This is a genomic window from Kitasatospora sp. NPDC101155, from assembly GCF_044768305.1.
Lineage (GTDB): Bacteria > Actinomycetota > Actinomycetes > Streptomycetales > Streptomycetaceae > Kitasatospora.
In genome coordinates, this window is sequence record NZ_JBIWPN010000022.1 from 45,428 (window position 1) to 67,019 (window position 21,592).

At 72.0% G+C, this 21,592-nt stretch carries 16 protein-coding genes and 1 pseudogene; 9 read left to right on the forward strand and 8 right to left on the reverse strand.

Annotation, left to right across the window (positions count from 1 at the left end; translation table 11 throughout):
• Window positions 1-18 precede the first annotated feature (18 nt).
• The gene (locus ACIRYZ_RS28175; RefSeq protein ID WP_402949286.1) at window positions 19-543 is read left to right on the forward strand and encodes a DUF6114 domain-containing protein; all 525 of its coding nucleotides are present in this window, start codon (window positions 19-21) and stop codon (window positions 541-543) included.
• A 123-nt stretch (window positions 544-666) separates the two neighbouring features.
• On the opposite strand, the gene ACIRYZ_RS28180 is transcribed toward ACIRYZ_RS28175, so the two are convergent.
• From ACIRYZ_RS28180 to ACIRYZ_RS28190, 3 genes are all read right to left on the reverse strand, one after another.
• Window positions 667-1,062, reverse strand: a complete 396-nt coding sequence (locus tag ACIRYZ_RS28180; protein WP_402949288.1) for a transglycosylase SLT domain-containing protein — start codon at window positions 1,060-1,062, stop codon at window positions 667-669.
• A gap of 444 nt (window positions 1,063-1,506) precedes the next feature.
• Window positions 1,507-2,178 (reverse strand): amino acid permease, encoded by a 672-nt coding sequence (locus ACIRYZ_RS28185; protein WP_402949450.1) that lies wholly within the window; start codon window positions 2,176-2,178, stop codon window positions 1,507-1,509.
• Window positions 2,175-2,858 carry a TetR/AcrR family transcriptional regulator gene (locus ACIRYZ_RS28190; RefSeq protein WP_402949291.1) on the reverse strand — a complete coding sequence of 228 codons (684 nt, stop codon included), beginning with the start codon at window positions 2,856-2,858 and terminating at the stop codon, window positions 2,175-2,177. The genes ACIRYZ_RS28185 and ACIRYZ_RS28190 overlap by 4 nt, the downstream gene beginning before the upstream one ends.
• A gap of 194 nt (window positions 2,859-3,052) precedes the next feature.
• Between ACIRYZ_RS28190 and ACIRYZ_RS28195 the strand changes: the two genes are divergently transcribed.
• From ACIRYZ_RS28195 to ACIRYZ_RS28215, 5 genes are all read left to right on the forward strand, one after another.
• Window positions 3,053-3,838: an SDR family NAD(P)-dependent oxidoreductase gene (locus ACIRYZ_RS28195; protein WP_402949293.1), complete on the forward strand. Its 786-nt coding sequence runs from the start codon at window positions 3,053-3,055 to the stop codon at window positions 3,836-3,838.
• Window positions 3,839-3,990: 152 nt separating this feature from the next.
• A complete protein-coding gene (locus ACIRYZ_RS28200) occupies window positions 3,991-5,148 on the forward strand; it encodes an ABC transporter permease (protein WP_402949295.1) in 1,158 nt (385 codons plus the stop codon).
• A 743-nt stretch (window positions 5,149-5,891) separates the two neighbouring features.
• Window positions 5,892-7,175, forward strand: a complete 1,284-nt coding sequence (locus ACIRYZ_RS28205) for an alkaline phosphatase family protein (protein ID WP_402949298.1) — start codon at window positions 5,892-5,894, stop codon at window positions 7,173-7,175.
• 124 nt (window positions 7,176-7,299) lie between these two features.
• Window positions 7,300-9,246, forward strand: coding sequence for a glycoside hydrolase family 5 protein (locus ACIRYZ_RS28210; protein ID WP_402949301.1), 1,947 nt, complete (start codon window positions 7,300-7,302; stop codon window positions 9,244-9,246).
• A 206-nt stretch (window positions 9,247-9,452) separates the two neighbouring features.
• Window positions 9,453-11,387, forward strand: a complete 1,935-nt coding sequence (locus tag ACIRYZ_RS28215) for a hypothetical protein (RefSeq protein ID WP_402949304.1) — start codon at window positions 9,453-9,455, stop codon at window positions 11,385-11,387.
• Between the two features lie 154 nt (window positions 11,388-11,541).
• On the opposite strand, the gene ACIRYZ_RS28220 is transcribed toward ACIRYZ_RS28215, so the two are convergent.
• Window positions 11,542-12,618 (reverse strand): LacI family DNA-binding transcriptional regulator, encoded by a 1,077-nt coding sequence (locus ACIRYZ_RS28220; RefSeq protein WP_402949307.1) that lies wholly within the window; start codon window positions 12,616-12,618, stop codon window positions 11,542-11,544.
• Window positions 12,619-13,062: 444 nt separating this feature from the next.
• Here ACIRYZ_RS28220 and ACIRYZ_RS28225 point away from each other — a divergent pair, with 444 nt between their 5' ends.
• Window positions 13,063-13,623 carry a hypothetical protein gene (locus ACIRYZ_RS28225; RefSeq protein WP_402949310.1) on the forward strand — a complete coding sequence of 187 codons (561 nt, stop codon included), beginning with the start codon at window positions 13,063-13,065 and terminating at the stop codon, window positions 13,621-13,623.
• On the opposite strand, the pseudogene tnpA reads toward ACIRYZ_RS28225, so the two are convergent.
• Together tnpA and ACIRYZ_RS28235 are read right to left on the reverse strand one after the other, a co-directional pair.
• Window positions 13,592-13,897: pseudogene (gene tnpA / locus ACIRYZ_RS28230) on the reverse strand (IS200/IS605 family transposase); the annotation flags it as partial. The gene ACIRYZ_RS28225 and the pseudogene tnpA overlap by 32 nt on opposite strands.
• A 178-nt stretch (window positions 13,898-14,075) precedes the next feature.
• Window positions 14,076-14,699: a TetR/AcrR family transcriptional regulator gene (locus ACIRYZ_RS28235; RefSeq protein ID WP_402949313.1), complete on the reverse strand. Its 624-nt coding sequence runs from the start codon at window positions 14,697-14,699 to the stop codon at window positions 14,076-14,078.
• Window positions 14,700-14,981: 282 nt separating this feature from the next.
• Between ACIRYZ_RS28235 and ACIRYZ_RS28240 the strand changes: the two genes are divergently transcribed.
• Window positions 14,982-16,472 carry a hypothetical protein gene (locus ACIRYZ_RS28240; RefSeq protein WP_402949316.1) on the forward strand — a complete coding sequence of 497 codons (1,491 nt, stop codon included), beginning with the start codon at window positions 14,982-14,984 and terminating at the stop codon, window positions 16,470-16,472.
• Between the two features lie 252 nt (window positions 16,473-16,724).
• Here ACIRYZ_RS28240 and ACIRYZ_RS28245 read toward each other — a convergent pair whose 3' ends face one another.
• Window positions 16,725-18,482: a DUF885 domain-containing protein gene (locus ACIRYZ_RS28245; protein ID WP_402949318.1), complete on the reverse strand. Its 1,758-nt coding sequence runs from the start codon at window positions 18,480-18,482 to the stop codon at window positions 16,725-16,727.
• 307 nt (window positions 18,483-18,789) lie between these two features.
• Complete coding sequence (locus ACIRYZ_RS28250; RefSeq protein ID WP_402949321.1) at window positions 18,790-20,028, reverse strand: ROK family protein; 1,239 nt, start codon at window positions 20,026-20,028, stop codon at window positions 18,790-18,792.
• A 219-nt stretch (window positions 20,029-20,247) separates the two neighbouring features.
• Here ACIRYZ_RS28250 and ACIRYZ_RS28255 point away from each other — a divergent pair, with 219 nt between their 5' ends.
• Window positions 20,248-21,561, forward strand: a complete 1,314-nt coding sequence (locus tag ACIRYZ_RS28255; protein ID WP_402949323.1) for an ABC transporter substrate-binding protein — start codon at window positions 20,248-20,250, stop codon at window positions 21,559-21,561.
• The last annotated feature ends 31 nt before the right edge of the window (window positions 21,562-21,592 follow it).

A 21,592-nucleotide genomic window follows, 5' to 3' on the forward strand; every position in this document is an offset into this window, starting at 1 on the left:
AGCACAGGGAGTTGCCACGTGTGGAAGAAGACCGCGGCCTCGTGGTCCCGGCCGGGCGAGGCGATCGCCGCGGCCCGCTGGGAGTTCCGGGTCTGGCGCGGCACCCGCCCCTTCTGGGCCGGACTGCTGACGTTCGTTGGCGGCCTGCCGATCCTCTACTTCCCCTTCCCCTACGCCCACTTCAGCCTGGGTGGGCTCGGCCTGGCGCTCTCCACCACCGCGGGCGCGGGCTCACTCCTCATCGGGAGCCTGCTGATCACGCTGGGTTTCACGCTCTGGTTCCAGCAGCAGGTGCGGATCTTCGCCGGGGTCGCCGCGATCCTGCTCTCACTGCTCTCCGTGCCGGTCGCCAACTTCGGCGGCTTCTTCCTGGGCGTGCTGCCCGGGCTCATCGGCGGCTCGCTGGCCTGTGCCTGGGCTCCGCCCTCCGTGCGCCCTGAGGTCGGTGGTGATCGCGGCGTCGGTGGTCACGCGCTCGGCGCGGAGGGTGATGGCGTGGGGCGGGACATCGGTGGCCTGGCGGGGCCGGGGCTTTCGGAGTAACGGCGACAGGGCCCGTGCCGCGCGGGTTGCGCGGGCGCGGGCCCTGTCGGGGTCATCCTGGTGGTCCCTGTCCGGCCCCCAGGGTGCGGGGGGTCAAGGTCGCCGGTGCTGCTGGGGGTTGGTTTAGTACCAGTGGTGGTTCTGCCAGAAGGTCCAGGCGGCGTTGGGGCTGCCGTAGCGGGTGTTCATGTAGTCCAGGGCCCACTTGATCTGGGTGCGCGGGTTGGTCTTCCAGTCGGCGCCGGCGGAGGCCATCTTGGAGGCGGGCAGGGCCTGGCCGAGGCCGTAGGAGCCGGAGCTGGGGTTGGTCGCGGTGACGTTCCAGCCGGACTCGTGGGAGATGATCTGGCTGAAGGAGGCGAGCTGGTCGGCCGGCACCATCTTGGCGGCGAGCGCCTGCGGGGAGGCGTCGGCGGCGGAGGCGACGGCGGGGACCACGGCGGCACCCAGGGCGGTCAGTCCGGCGGTGCCGGCGAGGATCGCGGCGGAGGTGCGCATACGCAGCTTGAACGTGGGCATATAGACCTGGACCTCAATCGGGTTGGGCCGGGTCGCTCCCCGCCTTGGACCGTGGCCGGACAGGGGCCGAACGGTCGCGGGGGCGACTCGGCGATGAGCCGTTCACCGGAGGGACAGGAGCCGGTGGGGCTTGTTGCAGCAATTGTTGCCAGGTGGGATCGGTTTCCGACAAGACCCCGTTGTTACGATCCGCTGTCGTAGACCACGGGTTCGCCGGGGCCGGTCGCGGGGCGCGTGGTGTGGTCGATCACTGGGCTGAGCTGGGCGGATGCTGCGGCATGAGGGCGCGGGTGGTGTCGGTGGCGGCCACTATCGCGGGTCGTAGGCTGTTTCGGGTGTGAGCGGGCTCACGGTTTATGTCAGGGTTTGCCCGTTTTGTCCGTCACTGGCCGGGTTGCCGCCCGTGCTCTGAGTGCAGACGATCTTCCCGGGCTGAGGCCCCCGTCACACCGTTGTCGCTCCGTGCATGCCCCCGGCTCCGACGGCTCCGCCCCGCCCGGGTCGGCGCGCTGACGGCGAGGCGTGGAGCGAGCGTGCGTGGGGCGGGGGAGCCGTGGGGCGAGAGGTCGGCCAGAGCACGGCGGGCGCGAGCTCGTCGGTGCCGGGGTGCTCGGTGGCGGGCCCCCGCATCAGTCGCTGGGGCCTGCGGGCGACCAGGTAGCCGAGCCCGACGAGGGTGACCAGTCCGACGCCGATCAGTGCCGCCCACGCCTGGTACCAGGGCGCGCCGGGCGGGGCCAGGATGGTCCGCGGCCAGCAGATGTTGACCACTTCCAGGCCGGTCCAGAGCACCGCGAGGGCGTTCAGCGGTGTGCCCCAGCGGCCGAACGAGACCAGCCCGGCCGGCTTCCAGGTGCCGCGCAGCCGGGCGATCAGCGCGGCCGCGGTGAGCAGGAAGAACGGCAGGAAGGTCGCGGCGCTGCCGAAGGTGATCAGACTGCCGATCGCGGTGCTCTTCAGCCCGAGCGGGAGCGCGGCGCAGCTGACCGGGGTGGCGGTGAGCAGGCCGCCGATCGGGGCCTTGTGCCGGTTGACCCTCCTGACCTGGCCGGAGAACGGGAAGACGCCGTCCCGGACGAGGACGGCAGGCCCCAGGCGGGTACGACTGCGGGTCAGTCCTCGGTCGGGGTGTCGGCCGACCCGTCCGCGAGGGTGAGGTGGGCCGCCATCTCCTCGTGGGTGGGGGCCGGCGGCAGGGTGCGGGCGCGTTCCGGGCGCAGCCCGTCGAGGAAGACGCCGAGGTGTCGTGCGGCCAGCGCGGCGGCCTGCTCGGGCGGGAGGTGGGGCAGGGGGCGGCAGATCAGGGCGGCGGTGGTGATCAGGTCGACGACGGTGACGTCGGGGCGGAGGGCCTGGCGGGCGCGCCCTTCGGCGAGGATCTCCTCCAGCGTGGCGGCGATCTCCCGTTGCAGTTCGCGGGCCTGGGGATCGTTCGTCCTGGGGCCCCCGATGAGCGGCAGTGAGAGCAGGTCGCGGTTGTCGATCAGGCCCTGAAGAAAGGTCTCCACGGCCGCGAGTGGATCGGTGCGTGCCGTGTCGGCCGCCGAGCGGGCGGTGTCGAGCGCGAGGGTGAATCCGTCCAGGGCGACCTGGGCGATCAGGGCGTCGCGGTCGGGGAAGCGTCGGTAGAGGGTGGCGATGTTGACGCCGGCCCGGCGCGCGATCTCGTCCAGGGGGACAGCGGTGCCCGACTCGCGGAAGGCGGTGCGCGCCGCGGCCAGGATCTGGGCGCGGTTGCGCGCGGCGTCGGCGCGCAGTCGCGGGGTCCCGCCTCGCCCTGGAGTGCTGCCGGTCACCGTGGTCCACCTCTGCTGTCGTCTGCCGTCCTGCCCTGCGTGCGTGCCGAGCGTACGACAATCGGGATAAGTGAAGGATTTCCTGCGGTTAGTGTTAGCCTCGTCGTGCCGCCTGAGGGACACGACGGCTGGAACCAGAGCCTTTGCCGCTCCTGTGCTCGCGCACCGGTGGCGGCAGGAAGGAACGAAGACCCATGGCATCAGTGGGCAGCAGCCGCTTCGCGGGCAAGGTCGCGGTGGTGACCGGAGGCAGTCGGGGGATCGGCGCCGCGGTCGCCGTGCGGCTGGCGGCGGAGGGAGCGGCGGTCGTCATCGGCTACCGCGGCAACCAGCAGGCGGCGGACGAGGTGGTGGCCGCGCTCGCGGCCGACGGCGGCAGGGCGCTCGCCGTGCGCGCGGACGTTGCCGACCCCGAGCAGACCAAGGCCGTGATCGAGCGGGCGGTGTCCGAGTTCGGGCAACTGGACGTGCTGGCCTCGTGTGCCGGCATCGAGCACTTCGACGCCCTGGAGAACATCACCCCGGCCGACTTCGACCGCGTCTTCACCGTGAACACCCGCGGCCAGCTGTTCGCCGTCCAGCACGCCGCCGCCCACATGCGCGAGGGCGGGCGGATCGTGCTCACCTCCTCGGTGAGCGCCTCCCGCGCGGTGTTCGGCCACACCCTGTACGCCTCGTCCAAGGCCGCCGTGGAGTCCATGGTCCTCAACCTGTCCGCGGAACTGGGCCGGCGCGGCATCACCATCAACGCCATCGCCCCCGGCGGCACCGCCACCGACATGGCTGCGGAGCACGCCGCCAGCTACCAGCACCCCCAGCTCAGGGAGTCGATGCCGCTCTCCCAATGGCTGTCCGTCCACGGCGCACTCGGGCGCCTGGCCCAGCCCGAGGAGGTCGCCGCGGGCTACGCCTTCCTCGCCTCCGACGACGCGGCCTACATGACCGGCCGCACACTGCCCATGGACGGCGGCTTCTTCTAGAAACAGACTCCCGTGCCGAGCCGGCCCGACGGTCGCGCCTGCCCGGGCCGACTCGGCACGGGTGTTTCACGAGCAAGTCCCCACGGCCGAATCCCAGTTGGCGCCGACCACCGTCCCCCACCGCACGCCGCGCGTCAGCGGCAGACACACCCATGCACCACACCACGCCCCCGTCCCCGCACCCGTACCCCGAGGCCGCCGAGCCGACTCCGTCCGTTCCGCCACCCGACCGGCCGGCGTCGCCGTCCGTCGACGAGCCGACCGTTCCCCACCCGCAGGCCGCGGAGGGACACGGCCGCCACGCGCTGCTCGACACCGAGCCCGGTATCGCCGCTCCCGTGCTCGCCGCGGGTGCCGGACTGCTCAAGGCCATGCTCGTCCCGGTGGTGACGGCGCTGGCGATCGGGACCGCGTTCGTCGCCGTGTACCTGGCGGCCTTCCACGCACCCACGGCCCACCACCAGCCGCTGGGCATCGCCGCCTCCGACCAGCAGGCCGCCCGCGCCGAACTCGCCCTGAACGACAGTGCGCCCGACGCCTACACCTTCCACCGCTACCCCAGTGCCGCCGCCGCCCGCGACGCCGTCGCGCACGACCGGGTGCCCGCCGCCCTGGTCACCGAGGGCAACAGCACGGTGCTCCTCGCGGCGGGCGCCCAGGGCCCGTCCACCGTCGGAAGCCTGCAGGCCGCCGCCACCGCGGCGGCCGGCCATCCAGTGGCGGTCCAGGACGTGGTGCCGCTGGCCTCCGGCGACAGCCGCGGACTGTCGGTGTTCTACGCCGCCTTCGGCGTGGTCCTGGCCGGCTTCCTGTTCTCGGTGGCCTCCTACCAGATCGCCCCGCGCCTGCCCCTGGCCGCCCGGGTGGCCTCCACCGTGGTCTTCGCGACCGCGAGCGGCACCATGGTCGCGCTCATCGGCCACCAGGCCCTGCACGCCCTGCCGGCCGCGTTCATCACCGTGGCCCTGATCGCGGGCCTGTTGGCGATGGCCACCGCCACCGCGGCCGGAGTGCTGCTGCGGCTCTTCGGCCCCCTCGGCATGCCGGTGGCGTCGGTGGTGCTGCTGATCCTCGGCAACGCCACCTCCGGCGGCATCCTGCCGCCCTCCTTCCTGCCGCCGTGGCTGGCCCCACTGGCGCAGATCATGCCCCCGGCTGCCGCCGTACGCGCCCTGCGCGGCGCCGGTTACTACCACTCCGCACACCTGACCGGCGGCCTCGTCCTGCTCGCCGCCTGGATCCTCGGCTGCCTGGCCGTCCAGTACGTCCTCGACCTGCGGGCCGCCCGGAAGGCGGCGGCCGCGGTGTGACCGCTCCGGCTGCGCGGACGGCCGCCAGGAGGAGAGTCGGCAGGGCCCTGCGGGTCTGACAATTCTGCGGGTCCGGTGCGAGGTGGTCGCCGAAGAATCGGTCGCCCCCCGGGCCGTCACCCTCACGGGCCTGGCCGGTGGCCGGGCCGGGGCCCGGGGCAACGCCGGCCACTGGCTTCACCAAGCCGGGGCGCGGCTCGCCGCCTCGGCGGTCCATGCGGGCGGGTGAGGCGCACCGGGCCGGGCCGTGGGAGGGCCGGCCCGGCGCGAAGGCCGATGCCCGGCGCTGAAGGGCCGACCCTGCTTCTCCGGGACGGGGACTTCGACGTCGGGCATCCCGCGAGGTCCCGCGCAAGGCAGCCCTGCGTACGGCCTGATGGGGCGTCACTGGAGCGCGAACGGGACGGCAGTGGCCACCCACGCGGATCACGGGCGGGTGGCCTCGTGATGTCGGTCACCCCCCGGCGCCGCCGCCCGTCGATCCGCCCTGAAGCAGAAGGAAATGTCCGATGACGGCGTCATGAATTGATCTCCGAATCGCCCCTTGGGCCGGGAGGAGCAGTACCGACCGGGTGTTGCGCACGATAGATTCCCAACCGTCGGCGCTCGGTGCCCTGTTGTGGGCGTACGCCGCACTTGCCCCATCACCCCTGCTCCTGCGTTCGCCCGTCTCGTCAGGCTGAGCGAACACGGCGCCTCCAGAGGTCTCGGGTAAGCGCTTTCCAGGAGAGAGGGAATCCCACGTGACCACCCGTCCGAACCGCCGCCCGAGAGTGCTGCGCGCGCTCGGCGGCCTCGCCGCCGCGCTCTCCGTCGCCGGCTCCCCGGCCGCGCAGGCCTCGGCGGCCAGTTCGCTGCCCACCCCGGACCACGTCGTCATCGTGATGATGGAGAACGAGGACTACGGTGCCGTCATCGGGAACACCGCCCAGGCGCCGTACATCAACTCCCTCGCTCGGCAGGGCGCTTCGTTCAGCGACGCACACGGTGAGTGGCACCCGAGCCTGCCGAACTACTACGCGCTGCTCTCCGGTTCGACCCAGGGCCTGACCAACAGCACGCCCCCGCCCGTCGGTTCGGTCAACGCCGACAACCTGCCCAACGAACTGGCCGCCCACGGCTACAGCTTCGCCGACTACTCCGACGAGGCCACCCCCGCCGCCTGGCTGCGCTTCGCCGACCTGGCCGGGACCGCGACGGCGCCGAACCCGGTCGACAAGTGGCTCCACTGCCCCTCCCCGACGCCCGGCCAGGCCTGCGGCTTCCCGACCGACGCCAATGGCTACGCCAACCTGCCGACCGTCACCTTCGCCCACGGCAACGCCTCCGAATCCATGCACGACGGCAATGTCCTCGGCGGCGACACCTGGGTCAAGAACACCTTCGGCGGCTACGCGGACTGGGCGAGGACCCACAACAGCCTGCTGCTCGTCACCTGGGACGAGGACAACTTCACCCAGGCCAACCACATGCCGACCGTTCTCTACGGCGCCAACGTCAAACCCGGCAGCTACAGCGAGACGATCAACCACTACAACATGCTGCGCACCATCGAGGACATGTACGGCCTGCCGTACCTGGCCAACGACGCCAACGCGGCCCCGATCCTCGACACCTGGGGCTCGACCACCTTCGGCACCGGCAGCGGCCCCGGCCCGGTCACCGGCCTCGACAACTGGTGCCTCGACGACAAGGGCAGCAGCACCGCCGACTTCGACCCGGTCACGCTCTACTCGTGCACCGGCAACGCCAACCAGGCCTGGACGATGCCCGGCGACGGCACGGTCCAGGTCTTCGGCAAGTGCATGGACGTGCTGCACAGCGGCACCGCCAACGGCACCGTCGTCCAGCTCTACCACTGCAACGGCGGCGGCGCCCAGCAGTGGGTCGCCCAGGCCGACGGCACCCTGATGAACCCGCAGTCCGGCCGGTGCCTGGACGATCCCGGCGCCAGTCTCGGCAGCCCGCAGCTGATCATCTGGGACTGCAAGGCCGGGGCCAACCAGCTCTGGCGCCTGCCCTCCTGACAGGGCGCACGCCCCACGCCTACCATGCACACATCAGGCCTGTTGTCGGACCGCGCCTTCGGCAGTTCGGCGACAGGCCCGCGCGTGTGCGCACCCACCCTCACCACCACGTCCGGGAATGACCATGAGAAGACCTGTGATCCGCGCCCTGGCGGCGGCAACAGCCCTGTTCGCGTTCGCCATGGCAACCGTCGGGGGTACCGCGACGGCGTCGGCTGACACCACGGCCACCACCGCCGCGCCCACTGTCCTGACCGGCGCCCAGCTGGCGGCCTCCTGGGACGGCCCGCTCAGCACCCGGGGGCGGTACATCGTCGACGCCTCCGGCAACCGCTTCAAGCTGAAGGCGGGCAACTGGGCGGGAGCGCAGGGGACGTGGGAGGGTAGCGGCTCGACCACCGACCCTGCGAACAACCAGGCCGGCCAGGTCTCGTACAACCTCCCGCTCGGGCTGGACCGCGCGCCGATGGGCGAAATCCTCAACGGGTTCCACCAGTTGGGGATCAACAGCATCCGGCTGCCGTTCGCGAACGCGCTGATCCACGACACCTCGACGGTGCCGGACGTGGCGGTGGCGGCCAATCCGCAGCTCAAGGGCAGGACCCCGCTGCAGGTCTATGACGCCGTGGTGGCGGCGCTCACCGCCGACGGCCTCGCGGTGATCCTCAACAACCACACCACCAGCTACCGGTTCTGCTGCGGCCTGGACGGCAACGAGCGCTGGAACAGCGGTCAGAGCACCCAGCAGTGGGAGGACGACTGGGTGTTCATGGCCAACCGGTACAAGGCCAACAAGCGTGTCGTCGGCGCCGACCTGCGCAACGAGGTCCGCCGCGACACCTGGGACGACCCCAACTGGGGCATGGGCGACAGCCATGACGAGAACGCCGCCTTCGAGGAGGCCGGCAACCGGATCCTCCAGGCCGACCCCGACATGCTGATCATCATGGAGGGCATCAACTGGTACGGCATCCCGTCCGCCCTCTTCTCCCACGGCCGCCCGATGCTCACTCCGGTCGCCACGCTCTCCAACACCCTGATCAACTCCGGCAAGCTGGTCTACGCCGCCCACTTCTACGCCTACACGGGACCGGCCAACACGGGTGCCGGCAGCGGCCTTGGCGCGACCGGTGACCCGCGCTACGAGGACTTCACGCCGGACCAGCTGGCCTCGGTGGTCAACCAGGAGGCGCTGTTCGTCACGCAGGCCGGCCAGCATTTCACGGCGCCGGTGTGGGTGAGCGAGTTCGGTGCGGGCGGGCGCGGCTCGACCGACGCCAAGGAGCAGGCCTGGTTCCGCAACTTCACCGACATCCTGGTCGCCAACGACACCGACTTCGCCGTATGGCCGCTGGTCGGCTGGCAGAACGCCGGTGTGCCGCAGGACAGTTGGGCGCTGCTCTCGTACGACGCGAACGGCGGACAGCTGTCGTTGGAGGACCAGGGCGACTGGCGGGCCGCCGACTGGAACAAGCTGGTGAACGCGCCCTCGTACACCGGGCAGGTCGCGAAGTCCGCGCACTGGAACCAGCTCAACCTGGACCACGGCGACTACAACGTGTCGGCCCGCATGACGGCGCTGCCCGACTGGAGCGGCGGCAACCGCAAGGGCGACTGCCCCGACGGTGAGCGCCTGATCGGCCTCGGCCGCAGCGACAGCCGGGGCCTGTGCACCGACGGCGGCGAGCCGGCCACGGGCGCAGGGGACTGGGTGACCGTCACCGACGAGCGGTACGTCACCGAGGGCGACTGGGCATCCGGCTACAACAAGCTGCAGTGCCCGGACAACACCTTCGCCGTCGGATACGCCGTGCACAGCAACGCCATGTCCGCCCTGCTGTGCGCCCCGTCCGCCGCGAAGCTGCCGCTGACCGGCCGCGACGTCTGGTTCGACCACGCCGACAACCGCCCTTCGACCTCCACCGGCTCCGACTCGGCGGCGAGCGACTGGGCGCCGGGCTACTACAAGGGCCAGTGCGCCTCCGACGAGTACGTGGCGGGCGTCGCGTACACCTGGAAGTGGCTCCACTACGGCGTCCCGGACGCCCTGCTCTGCCGCCCGCTCGGCTGAGCGCACGACCCCGACGGGCAGCCCGGCCGATTCGGCGGTCGGGCTGCCCCCTCCACGTTCGATCGTTCGACTCCGAAGCGGACATGGGAAGTTCACGACGCAGCCGGTATATCTTCGCCCGCTGCGGGAACCTAGGTAAACGCTTTCCTGACACCGTGTTGGCTACACAACACCGCGCTCCCTCCCCAGATCCGGAAGGACCCAACGTGGCCAAACGCAAGCTCGTGCTGCCTGCCGTCGCGACGACCGCCCTGCTCGTGTTCTCCGGCTGCGCGCTGAACGTCGCGGCGGCGGCGCCCGCCGCCGCCGACACCGCGCCGGCGCCGTCCCAGGCCGCACCGACCGCCGCGCCCACCGCCCCGGCGACCCTGGCGCCCCCGGCCACCGGCACCCAGGCCGCCACCGTCGCGACCCCGGCCCAGGCGGGCACATCCGCCGCGCCCGCTGCGCCCGCCACACCCGCCGCGCCCGCCCTCGCGCTGTCCTCCTACGACCCGAGCACCGGCAACGCCGTACTCAAGCCGGCCGCGAACTCCACGTCGACGTCCGGCACTTCGACCCCCGCGGTGCAGCCCGGCCAGCTGATCGACAGCCCGCCCACGCCGGCCGCCCCGCAGGGCGCGCTGGTCGCCGTCACCGGCGTCCAGCAGTCCGCCGACGGGACGGTGGCCGTCAGCACCCGCCCGGCCGCCCTCCCCGAGCTGCTCGGCGGCACCACCGCCAGCCTCCAGGCCCCGGTCGACCCCGCCGCCCTCCACGTCCAGCCGCAGGTCAAGGACCTCCAGGTGTCCGTCAACACGACCGCGACCGGCGGTCAGGGCTCCGTCAGCGGCGGTCTGGGGCTGAGCGCCGACGCCACCGTTCCGCTGTCCAACGGCTCCTCGGCGCACCTGTCCGGATCGGTCGAGATCGACCCGACGGTGAGCTTCTCCTACCAGGGCGGCGTGCTCACCCCGCAGCAGGCCCGGATCGGCTTCGACCTCGGTGCGCACGCCGACTGGCACGTCAGCGGCGCCAACCTCGCCGCCGGCGCCTCGGTCAAGATCCCGCTCGCCAAGCTCAGTTCCAGCCCCGTGGTGATGGTCGGCCCGCTGCCGGTCGTGATCAACCTGGACTTCACCCTCTCGCTGGACATCGCCGCCGACGGCACCATCACGGTCGACGCCGAGCAGAGCTACGACGGCCACTGGGGCGTCCACTCCGACTACACCAACGGCCAGGGCTGGACCACCGCCACCGACCCGGGGACGTCCACCGTCTCCCCGCTGAAGCTCAACCTCAGCGGCGCCGCCTCCGTGAAGACCGGCCTGCTGGCTGAGGGTTCGATCGCCCTGTACGACGCGGTCGGCGTCAAGGCCTCCATCGAGCCCTACCTGCGGACCGCCGTGAACGGCTCCGTCGTCCTCGGCGGCGGCGCGGCGCCCAGCGTCAACGGCACGGTGAACCTTTACGGCGGACTCGACATCAACGGGGCGCTGATGGCCCGCCTCGCCATCCTCGGCACGCCGATCCTGGAGAAGGACCTGCCGTTCCTCGCCTACCACCAGGAGTGGCCGATCACCTCGCAGAACCTCGGCCAGGCCCCGGCGCCCGACGTGACCTGGGCCTCGCTCAACTCCAGCATGGGCGACGACAACCGCTCCGCCTACCTGAAGGCCCGGCCGGACTGGGACCCGTCCGCCCGCAAGGCCTCCTGCCCGGACGGATCCCGTCTGATCGGCCTCAGCTTCGGCGGCGACCGCGGCCTGTGCACCACCCTCACCCGGACGGACCTGTGGGACTCCGGCCACGCCTTCACGGTGGTCCACGACGAGATTAACGTGACCACCGACTGGGCGCGCGGCTACACCAAGGCGCAGTGCCCCGCCGGCTCCGCCGTGACCGGGTACAGCCGCAACGGCAGGACCATCGGCGCGCTGTGCGCCAAGGCCGGTGCGCCGCTCGGCACGGCGAGCCGCACGGTGTGGTTCAACAACGGCGACACCCGGCCGGCCGCCGCCGGCGGCGGTGACTTCGCGTACGGCTTCTACAAGGGCCAGTGCGCGGACGACGAGTTCATCGCCGGGGTGGCCTACAGCCAGCCGTGGTACGAGCTCTGGGCCTCGCGCCCGTACGCGCTGCTCTGCCAGAAGCTCGCCTGACCCGGCGTCACCTGCGCGAGTCCGGCCCGGATCCCTGCGGGGAGCCGGGCCGGACCGTGTCGTTCGCCCGGTGACGACCCTTCGGGAAAGCGCTTGCCCTTCTCCCGTCGACAACCGCGACCCGGGTGCCGGCCACAGCCGGGCCTTCACCGGTTCAGCCGCGGGCCGGCCCGGTGCTGGAGCGCACGGCCAGGTCCACGTCCAGCTCGACGATGCGCCGGGCCCCGCGGTGATCGGGCTCGTCCAGGATCAGCTCCATCGCCCGCGCGCCGATCCGCTCCAGCGGAAGGCGCACCGTGGTGAGGGCCGGGTGGAGGTCGATGGTGAAGGGCAGACCGCCGAAGCCGACGACGGAGACCTCCGAGGGGACGGCCCTGCCGAGATCCTCCTGCAGCGCGGCGAGCGCACCCGCCGCCATGCCGTCGTTGAGCGCCAGGACCGCGGTCAGGTCGGGTCGGGCCACGAACAGCTCGCGGGTGGCCACCCGCCCGCCGTCCCGGGTGAAGTCCGCCTCGACCACGCGGCCGGGCGGCAGCGCCGCGCCCCGTGCGGTCAGCGCGCGGCGGACACCGTCCAGGCGGTGCTGGACGGTGACCAGTTCCCCCGGCCCGGCGATCACCCCGATCCGTCGGTGCCCCAGCTCCCAGAGGTGGGCGACGGCCAGCTCGGCTCCGCGCCGGTTGTCGACGGTGACCAGGTCGGCGTCCGCACCGTGCTCCCCGATGCAGACCACCCGGCCGCCGTCCTCGACGAACCCCGCGAGCCTCTCACCCAGGCGCGCCACGAACGCCGGGTCGGTGAAGCCGCTCCCGGCGAGCAGCACACCAGTGGCCCGCTGGTTGCGGACCCGGAGCAGGTACTCCAGTTCGAGCTGCGGATCGCGGAACGTCGCGGCCAGGATCACCATCAGGTCGCCCTCGCGGGCGACTCGCATCACCCCGGCGGCGATCTCGCCGAAGTACGGGTCGGTGATGTCGTGCACGATCAGCCCGACCACCGAGCTGCGGGAGCGGGCCAGCGCCTGGGCGGGCGCGTTGGACACGTAGCCCAGCTCCGCCGCGGCCGCCAGCACCCGGCGGCGCAGCTCCTCACCGACCGCCCGGCCGGTGGCGCCGTGCAGGGCCCGGGAGGCCGTGGCGATCGAGACGCCCGCGTGCCGCGCCACCTGCTGGAGCGTGACGGCCCCGCCGGAGCGTTCTCCGGTGCTGCGTGCCCTCGGACTCCTCGCCATGGCGGTAAGGTACCCGACCGGAACCGCAGGCCGGACGGGGTCGGCGGCGGCCGGCGCCGGGGTGTGCCAGGCCGTTCCGCCGTCGGCCGGTCGGGGCGTGGGGCACCCGCCGCCTGCCATGCGGCGACCTCGGCCGTCGAATACGTACACGCCCTTTGGTCGCCCCCATTCCCGCGCCCGAGTGCCGCCCGCAGTCGACGAATCCGTGGCCGATTCAGTGGCAACGAAGAGCCGAATGATTCGAATACGCTCCGAATGGCGAAGGGGATCGGCTCCCTGCCGTTCGCGCTGGAGCGCCCGGGAGGATCGGCTGGACCGCTCCCGGCGATTCGGGCCGTACGCGGCCGTTCGGAGCAATTCTTCGCCGCGACGGCGCGCCGGTCAACGGCCTTCGACCGGATGAATCGGCCATGAATCGGTGCTGCGCAGAAAGCTCCGATCGTCATGCTCCGGTTGTCGGAGTGGAAGATCGCGGCGGCGAACGACGCCTACGGGACGCAGATGGTGCTGAACGAGTCGGCGCCGGCCGACTTCAACTGGGACGACGCCAGCACCGGCAGTTCGGTGTTCCAGCAGGTGATGGCCGGGGCGGGGCTGTCGGCGCAGGAGTGGCGGATGGCCGCGGACAGCGGCGGCGGCAACTGGGCGTCGATGCTGACCGTTGCCGCGCAGGGCGTCGCCTCGGCGCGCTTCGCCCGGGCCGGGCACTTCAACGACCTCGACCAGCTGACGATCGGCCAGTCCTCGATGACCGAGGTGCAGCAGCAGGCCGAGTTCAGCCTGTGGTCGGTGCTGTCGGCGCCGTTGAACATCAAGGTGACCGGTACCGCCGGCACCACCGCCGCGGCGATCGGCAGTTCGTCGACCGACTTCACCGTGATCTTGCGAGGAGCCCCGGCCGTTTACGGCCGGGAGGAATCGCATCCTTCGCCCTGCGGCGCGGAGCGCCGCAGCAGCGCTCCGGGGGGCAATCGGGTCGTTTCTGGTTCTCGATGTACTCCTTGATGATGCTCAGTGGCGCGCCGCCGCAGGAGGCGGCGAAGTAGCTGGGGGACCAGAAGTGTTCGCCCCACAGGTACTTGCGGATGTGGGCCGGGAACTCCTGGCGGAGCCTGCGGGCGGAGACGCCCTTGAGTGATCCGACCAATCGGGACAGGGCGACCTTCGGCGGGTAGTGCACGAGCAGATGGACGTGGTCCTTCTCGCCGTTGAACTCGATCAGCTCGGTTTCGAAGTCGGAACAGACGGCGCGCATGATCTCCTCACAGCGTCGGAGGACCTTTCCTCACCGCACCGTCCGGACAGCGGAGCGTGAACTCCGGGCGGTGGGGCCATGATTCGCCCCGGGTCATGCGCCCGTCAACGGTAGGCCCGCCGGATGAATCCCGAATGAATCCCGGGATCGAGTGCCGACCGGTCCTAGCCGGCGGCCGTCTGCTTCGCCGCCGGAGGTCCGTTCAGGAGCGGTGGGCGGGGTGGATGAGGTCCAGGGTGTCCTGGAGGCCGCGGATGAGCGCGGTCACGCCGATCTCGAAGGTGAGGTCGCGGTGGTTGGGCGGCGGGTTCAACAAGGGGTCGAGTCCGGGCGGCAGCTCCTCGGCCGGGCCCAGCAGATCGCGCGGTGTGTTCACGATGAGCATCGAGCCGACGATGAGGGACTGGAACGAGTGCACGATCGGCAGGAGGTATTCCTCGGGCCAGCCGGCTTCACGCAGCATGGCGAAGGTCTCGGCGTAGCCCTGGAGCGCGGAGGAGGACTGGGCCGGTCGGGTCCGGAACAGTGGCACCGCGTTCGGGTGGGCGCCGAGGCCGGCGCGGTAGTGGCGTGCCCAGGTGTCCAGAGCGGTGGTCCACGGGCGGACGCTCATGTCGAGGTCCATCTCGGCGACGATGAGCTCGCAGATCCCGTCGATGATCTCGTCGCGTCCTGAGATGTGGTTGTACAGCGACGGGCCCTTGACACCGAGCCGGGCGGCGATGCGGGGAGTCGACAGGGCGTCAGGGCCCTCTTCGTCGATCAGTGCGAGAGCGGCCCGCATGATCCGCTCCTTCGTCACCAGCGGTCTCGACGGTCTGCCCATCTGCTGTCCTCCTGCTTCCTCTGTGCCGGTCCGGCCCTCCTCCGGGTTGGAGCCCATGATCCCTCTAGTGTACGTTCTCGCCCAGGCGAAACTACTGGCTCTAGTTTTAGGGGGTGCCCGGTGGGACGTCTGGCGGCCCTGTGCGGCGCCAAGACCGGCCTTCGAGAGCGCTTCTGACGCTCCGGCCGACGGCGAAAGCGGCCACTTCCGGCCTGGCCACCCCCTGATCTGACGGCAGTCGCCTGCATTCCTGTCCGCCTGACGTCAAAGGTGACCCTCCGCATGTCCATGCGCACCGTTGCGCTGTCCGCGCTCGCCGCGTCCGTGGTGCTCTCGCTCACTGCCTGTGATCCGACCACGCCGACCGCCGACCCCACTGCCGCCTCCGCGACCGCGCCGGCCGCCCCCGTCCTGACCGACGGGACCCCGGCGGCGGCCCAGGCCCCCGCGGGCACCTCGAAGGTGACCCTGGTGACTCCGGCCGCCGGCCAGTCGTCGACCGGCCCGACCGCCTCCGGCACGCCCAAGGCGACCCCGGCCACCCCCATCGCGTCGGGCACGCCCGCCGCGACCCCGTCCGGGCAGCCCACCCCGGCCAAGACGCCCGACCTCAAGCTGGACTCCTACGACAAGCAGAGCGGCAAGGTCGTCCTCGCCGCCGCCGACACCGTCAAGGGCAGCCCCAGCCCGTCGGCCTCCGCCGCGGCCACCGCGGCAGTCCAGCCCGGTCAGCTGATCGACAGCCCGCCGACGCCGGCCGCGCCGCAGGGCGCGCTGCTCGCGATCACCGAGGTCAAGCCGGTCGCGGGCGGGAAGGTCGAGGCGAGCACGCGCCCGGCCACCATCTCCGAACTGCTCGGCCAGACCTGGGCCAAGATCAAGACTGCCCTGGACCCGCACAACATCAAGGTCACCCCGCAGCTCAAGGACCTCAAGGCCTCCTACGTCCCCAACCCCAACGGCGGCACCGGGTCCGCCTCGGCCGTGCTGAAGCTGGACGCCAACGACAGCGTCCCCCTGCCCGGCGGTGGCAAGGCCACGCTCTCCGGCTCGCTCGAACTCGACCCGAGCCTCGACTTCAGCTACCAGGGCACCCACGGCATCCTCGGCGCCGACCAGGCCAAGGTCGGTTTCGACCTCGGCGCGCACGCCAACTGGCACATCACCGCCGGACTCACCGGCTCCACCGGCCAGGTCAAGATACCGATCGCCACCCTCACCGCCACCCCCACGATCATGGTCGGCGAGGTGCCCGTCGTGATCACCCTCAACCTCACCGTCTACGCCGAGGTCAGCGCCGACGGCACCGTCACCGTCGACACCACGCAGAACATCGACGGCGCCTGGGGCGTCCACGCCGACTACACCAAGGCCACCGGCTGGACCAGCGCCACCGAGCCGGTCAAGACCACCGTCTCCCCGGTCAAGGCCGCCTTCAACGGCAACGCCAACGTCCGCGCCGGCCTGGTCGCCGACGGCTCGGTCGCCCTCTACGACACCGTGGGCGTGAAGGCCACCGTCGAGCCGTACCTGCGCGCCGCGGTGGACGGCGCGGTCAGCATCGACTCCAGCGCCGGCAAGCCGGTCGTCACCGGCAAGGCCGGTCTCTACGGCGGGCTGAACGTGAACGGGGCCGTCATGGCGCGCATCGCCATCCTCGGCACCCCGCTGCTGGAGAAGGACCTGCCGTTCAAGCTCTACCAGAACGAATGGCCCATCGTGGCCGGCTCGTACAGCAACGCGACCCCGAGCACCACCGCACCGGCGAACTGACGGCAGCTCTCCTGCAGAGGAGCAGCAGGGTAGAGCTCCTCGCCGCAGCGGCCGTGACGGCCGCGATCAGCACCGGACTCACCGCCCCCGCGGCCGCGGCACCGGCGGCACCCGGCGCCTTCCTCAACACCTTCGGCCCGAGGTAGTGGCCCGTCGGGGGAGCAGGTGCCCACCGCGGCTCGGCCGGCGGCCCCTTCCGGTGGGGGAAGGGGCCGCCGAACCGGACCCGACCCGGTGTCGGATGGTGGGCCGTCAGAGCGCCGCGAGGCTGGTGGCCAGGTCGTCCAGGCCCAGTGAGCCCTGGGAGAGGGCGGCCATGTGCCAGGTCTTGAGGTCGAAGTCGGCACCGCGGCGCCGCTTGGCCTCGGCCCGGCCCGCCAGCCAGGCGCGCTCGCCGAGCTTGTAACCGATCGCCTGGCCGGGCCAGCCCAGGTAGCGCTCGATCTCGCCGTTGCGCCGTGCCGCCGGGCTGCCGTGGTAGGCGGCCATGAAGGCGGTGCCCAGCTCGGGTGTCCAGTGCTCGCCGGGGTGGAACGGTGAGTCGGCCGGGATCCGCAGGCGCAGGTGCATGCCGATGTCGATGATCACCCGGATGATCCGCAGCATCTGCTTGTCCAGGTAGCCGAGCCGGTTCGCCGGGTCGGTGAGGAAGCCCAGCTCGTCCATCAGCTGCTCGGCGTACAGCGCCCAGCCCTCGCTGTTGGCGCTGATCTTGCCCAGGGTGACCTGGTAGCGGGTCAGCCGGTGCTGCAGGGTGACGGCCTGGGCGAGCTGCAGGTGGTGGCCCGGGACGCCCTCGTGGTACCAGGTGCTGACCAGCTGCCAGGTCGGGAACCGGGTGCGGCCCAGCGCCGGCAGGTAGGTGCGGCCGGGGCGCCTGAAGTCCAGGCTGGGGCCCGCGTAGTGCGGCGCCACCGAGGTTCCGGGCGGCGCGATGTGGGTCTCCACCCGCCGCAGCGGTCCGGCTATGTCGAAGTGGGTGCCGTCCAGGTCCTCGATCGCCTGCTCGATCAGCTCCTGCAGCCAGGCGCGGATGCCTTCCTCGCCCTCGATCGCGTGGCCGTGCTCGTTCAGGTGGTTCATCGCCTCCAGCACGCTCGCGCCGGGCAGCACCTGCCGGGTGGCGCGGCGCATCTCGTCGAGGGTGCGGTGGAACTCGGTCCAGGCCCAGTCGTAGGCGTCCGTGACGTTCAGGTCGGCGCCGGTGGCCTGGCGGGCGGCGCGCAGGTACTTCTCCTCGCCGACCGCGTCCGGAACCCCGACCGCGGCGGGCGCGTAGTCGGTGCGCAGCCAGTCGCGGAAGGCGGCGATCGCGGTGGTGGCGTCGAGTGCGGCCCGGTCCAGGGCGGCCCGCCGGCGCTCCGGTCCGGGCGCGACGAAGGTGGTGAACCAGCTGGGCCCGCCGCTCTCCTCGCCGAGCCAGGCGGTCAGCTGCCCGATCACCGCCTCGACCTGGCGCGGCGCCGACAGCAGCCCGCGGTCGATCCCGGCCCGCAGCGTTCGCCGGTACCCGTCCAGGGCTCCCGGCAGCGCCCGCAGCCGGCCGCCCAGGTTCTCCCAGTCCGTCTCGGTCCCGGCCGGCGACAGGGTCAGGGTCCGGCGCAGCGTGTGGAGCGGCGAGTTCAGGGGCCGCAGCGACCAGAGGTGGTCGCCGGCCTCGTGGCCGGCCAGTTCGGCCGTCAGCCGCTCGCGGAGCAGCCGCGCGCAGTCCGCCTCCGCTCCGGTGGCGGGCACTGTCGCGTGCGCCAGCTGTGCCAGCGTCCGCCGGGCCAGGTCGGCGGTCTCGTCGTACCACTCGGGTGTGAAGTCGGGCTGCCGGTCCGCTCCGACCGGTTCTCCCAGCCAGGCGGCGGTCGAGGGGTCGTGGGCGACCGTGGCGGCGACGTGGTCGTCGGCGATCCGGCGCGGCGAGCCGGGGGCGGGCGGGGCGGCCGGCAGGCGATCTGACGGCGCCGAAGCTGACGTGTTGTCGGGTGTGGGGCTCTGGCCGGGGAGTGGGTGTTCGGGCATGGTGACCATCCTGGAGCAACGGGTGCTGTGTGTCAGGTCCGGCCGGACTCGGCGTGGGTGGTCGTCGCCGGCACGACGGGCAGCCGGACGCGGTGCGGGTGGAGCCCGCCCCCGTGGAAGCGCCACCGGCGCGCTGCCTGCGGAGTGGGTGGGGAGGCAGCACGACCGGTGATTAGTTCCGTCAGAATCCGAACGTATCCCCTGTGGTGTCAACCCCCGTGCACGAGAACGGATCGCACGGTGATCCGAAGGTGATCGCGCGCGCGGGCCGCGGCCGCGGGGCCGACGGCCGGGAGGGGGCGTACGGTCAGCGCTGTGCGGGCGTCATGGCGCTGGTCGGGTCGTGGTACACGGCGTCGAGGGCGAGCAGGGCGCCGCCGCGCGCGGTGCCGGTCAGTCCGGTGGTGGACAGGACGATCTCGCACCCGCCGGCGTCCGGTGCCATCACCCGCTCGCGCACCTGGGCGGTCACGCTGTCGAGCAGGTACTCGCCGAAGAAGGCGAAGTGGCCGCCGAGCACGATGAGCCGGGGGTTGAGGATGTCGGCCAGCAGCGCCAGCCCGGGGGCGAGGTTGTCGGCGATCCGCTGCAGCGCCTCCAGCGTGCGGGCGTCCCCGGCGCCCGCGCGGTCGCGCAGTTCGGCGAGGCGGCGCTCCAGGTCCACCATCGGGTCCCAGACCAGGTCACCGGGGTCGGCGGCGTAGCGCAGCAGGGCGCCGCGGCCGATGGTGGTCTCCCAGCAGCCGCGCCGGCCGCAGGCGCACAGCTGCTCGGAGGGCACCAGCTGCAGGTGGCCGACCTCGCCCGCGTAGCCGCCGGCGCCGCGCACCAGCTGCCCGCCGGCGATGATGCCGACCCCGACGCCGGTCTGGCCGGTGACGTGGACGAGGTCGCGGACGCCCGCGGCGGAGGCGGTCACGTACTCGGCCAGGGCGCCGAGCTTCGCGTCGTTCTCCAGGTGCATTTCCGGGGCGCCCGGCCCGAGGCGCTCGCGCAGGCCGGCGATGGCCGGTACGTCCCGCCAGCCGATGTTGGACGCGAAGCCGACGGTGCCGGTGGTCATGTCGGTGGCGCCGGGCGTGGCCAGGGTGACGCCGACGACGTGCCCGCCGTCGCGGCGCAGTGCCTCGATGCCTCGGGCGACCAGCTGTGCGGTGGTGTCCAGGGTGGCGTCGGGCCCGGCGGCCCGCACGTCGAAGGGGATCCGCTGCTCCGCGGTGACCTCGCCCTTGAGGTTGAGGGCGAGCAGGCTGACGTAGTCGACGTTGATCTCGGCGCCGATGCCGTGCACTCCGCTGCCGTCGATCTCCACGGCCTGCCCGGGTCTGCCGACCGTGCCCCGGTCGCGCTCGGCCTCGCCCTCGCGGATCAGGCGGCCCTCCAGCAGCTCCGCGGTCAGGTTGGAGACGGTCGCCTTGGGCAGGCCGGTGTCCTCGGAGATACGGGCGCGCGAGCGCGGGCCCTCGTCGCGCAGCAGTCGCAGCACCATGCCGAGGTTGGCCCGGCGGGACGACGAGCGGTCGCGGGCGACGGCCGGTCCGGCCATGGCCAGACTCCGTACGCCCGACCCCTGAAGCGCTGCCTTCACGAACGGTTCCTCTCCTGCGTCCATGCCGAGGCCCGCCGGGCTCTTGCCGCATGACCTGTGATCACGGGCGCCGGCGGTCTCCTTCCGCTGCCTCTTGACTTTATCAGGGTTGGTTCAAACAATAACCGAACGAATTAGCTGGTTCCCGCTTTCCCACCTGGGTCCGAGGAGACACACGTGAAGGCAAGACCTGTTTCGATGGCCGCCGCGCTCGCGGTCGTGACGGCCGCGGCCCTCGTCGCCGGCTGCTCGTCCAGCGGCGGCGGAAGCGGCGACCCGGGTGCCGCGTCGGGCCCGGTCAAGCTCGACTTCTGGGGCTGGGCCCCGGGCTACGACGAGTCGATCGCCCTGTTCAACAAGACCCACCCGAACATCCAGGTCACCTTCGACAAGACCGCCTCCGGCTCCAAGGGTGGCTACACGAAGATGCTCACCGCCGCCAAGGCCGGCAACGCCCCCTGCCTGGCCCAGGTCGGCTACGAGACCCTGCCCAGCTTCGCCGCCGCGGGCGCCCTCACCGACGTCGGCAAGTACACCGCCGACGCCAAGGAGCAGTTCGCGGACTGGACCTGGAACCAGGTCACCGTCGACGGCCACACCTACGGCATCCCGGTCGACACCGCGCCGATGGCACTGATGTACCGCAAGGACCTGTTCGCCAAGTACGGCATCGACAAGCCCCCGGTGACCTGGGACGAGTACGCGGCCGACGCCGCCAAGGTGCACGCGGCTGACCCGACCGTCTACCTCGGCAACTTCGGCAACGACCCGTACACCTACGCCGGGCTCGCCTGGCAGGCCGGCGCCAAGTGGTTCGGCACCGGCAACGACCAGTGGCAGGTGAGCCTGAACAGCGACGCCAACAAGAAGGTCGCCTCCTACTGGCAGGACCTGCTGGACAAGAAGCTGCTGAAGACCGACCCGAGCAACGACGCCTCGCAGTTCAGCGACATGGCGAACGGCAAGATCCTCTCCGACGTCAACGCGGTCTGGGACGCGCCGATCATCGCCACCAGCGTCAAGGACGGCGCCGGCCAGTGGGCCGTCGCCCCGATGCCGGTCTGGGACGCGGCCAACCCCGCGTACGGAAACGACGGCGGCTCGGCCACGGCCGTCCTCAAGGGCTGTGCCCACGCCAAGGAGGCCGCCGAGTTCGCCACCTGGATGAGCACCGACGCGGACAGCGTCGGCAACCTGATCAAGGTCACCGGCATCTACCCCGCTGCCACCTCGGGCCTGTCCAACCCGGCGCTCACCCAGCCGGACGCGTTCTACGGCGGCCAGACCATCTACGACGTCTTCAAGGCCGAGACCGCCCACATCACCACCACCTGGCAGTGGGGCCCCACCATGACCCAGACCTCCACCGATCTCGGCGACGGGCTCGGCAAGGCGGGCGCCGGCGGCGCCACCCTGCCGAACGTACTCACCGACGTGCAGGGCAAGACCGTGGCCGGCATGAAGCAGCAGGGCCTCGCCGTCGCCGGCTGACGCCCCACCGACCGGTCCCGCGCCGTCCCCC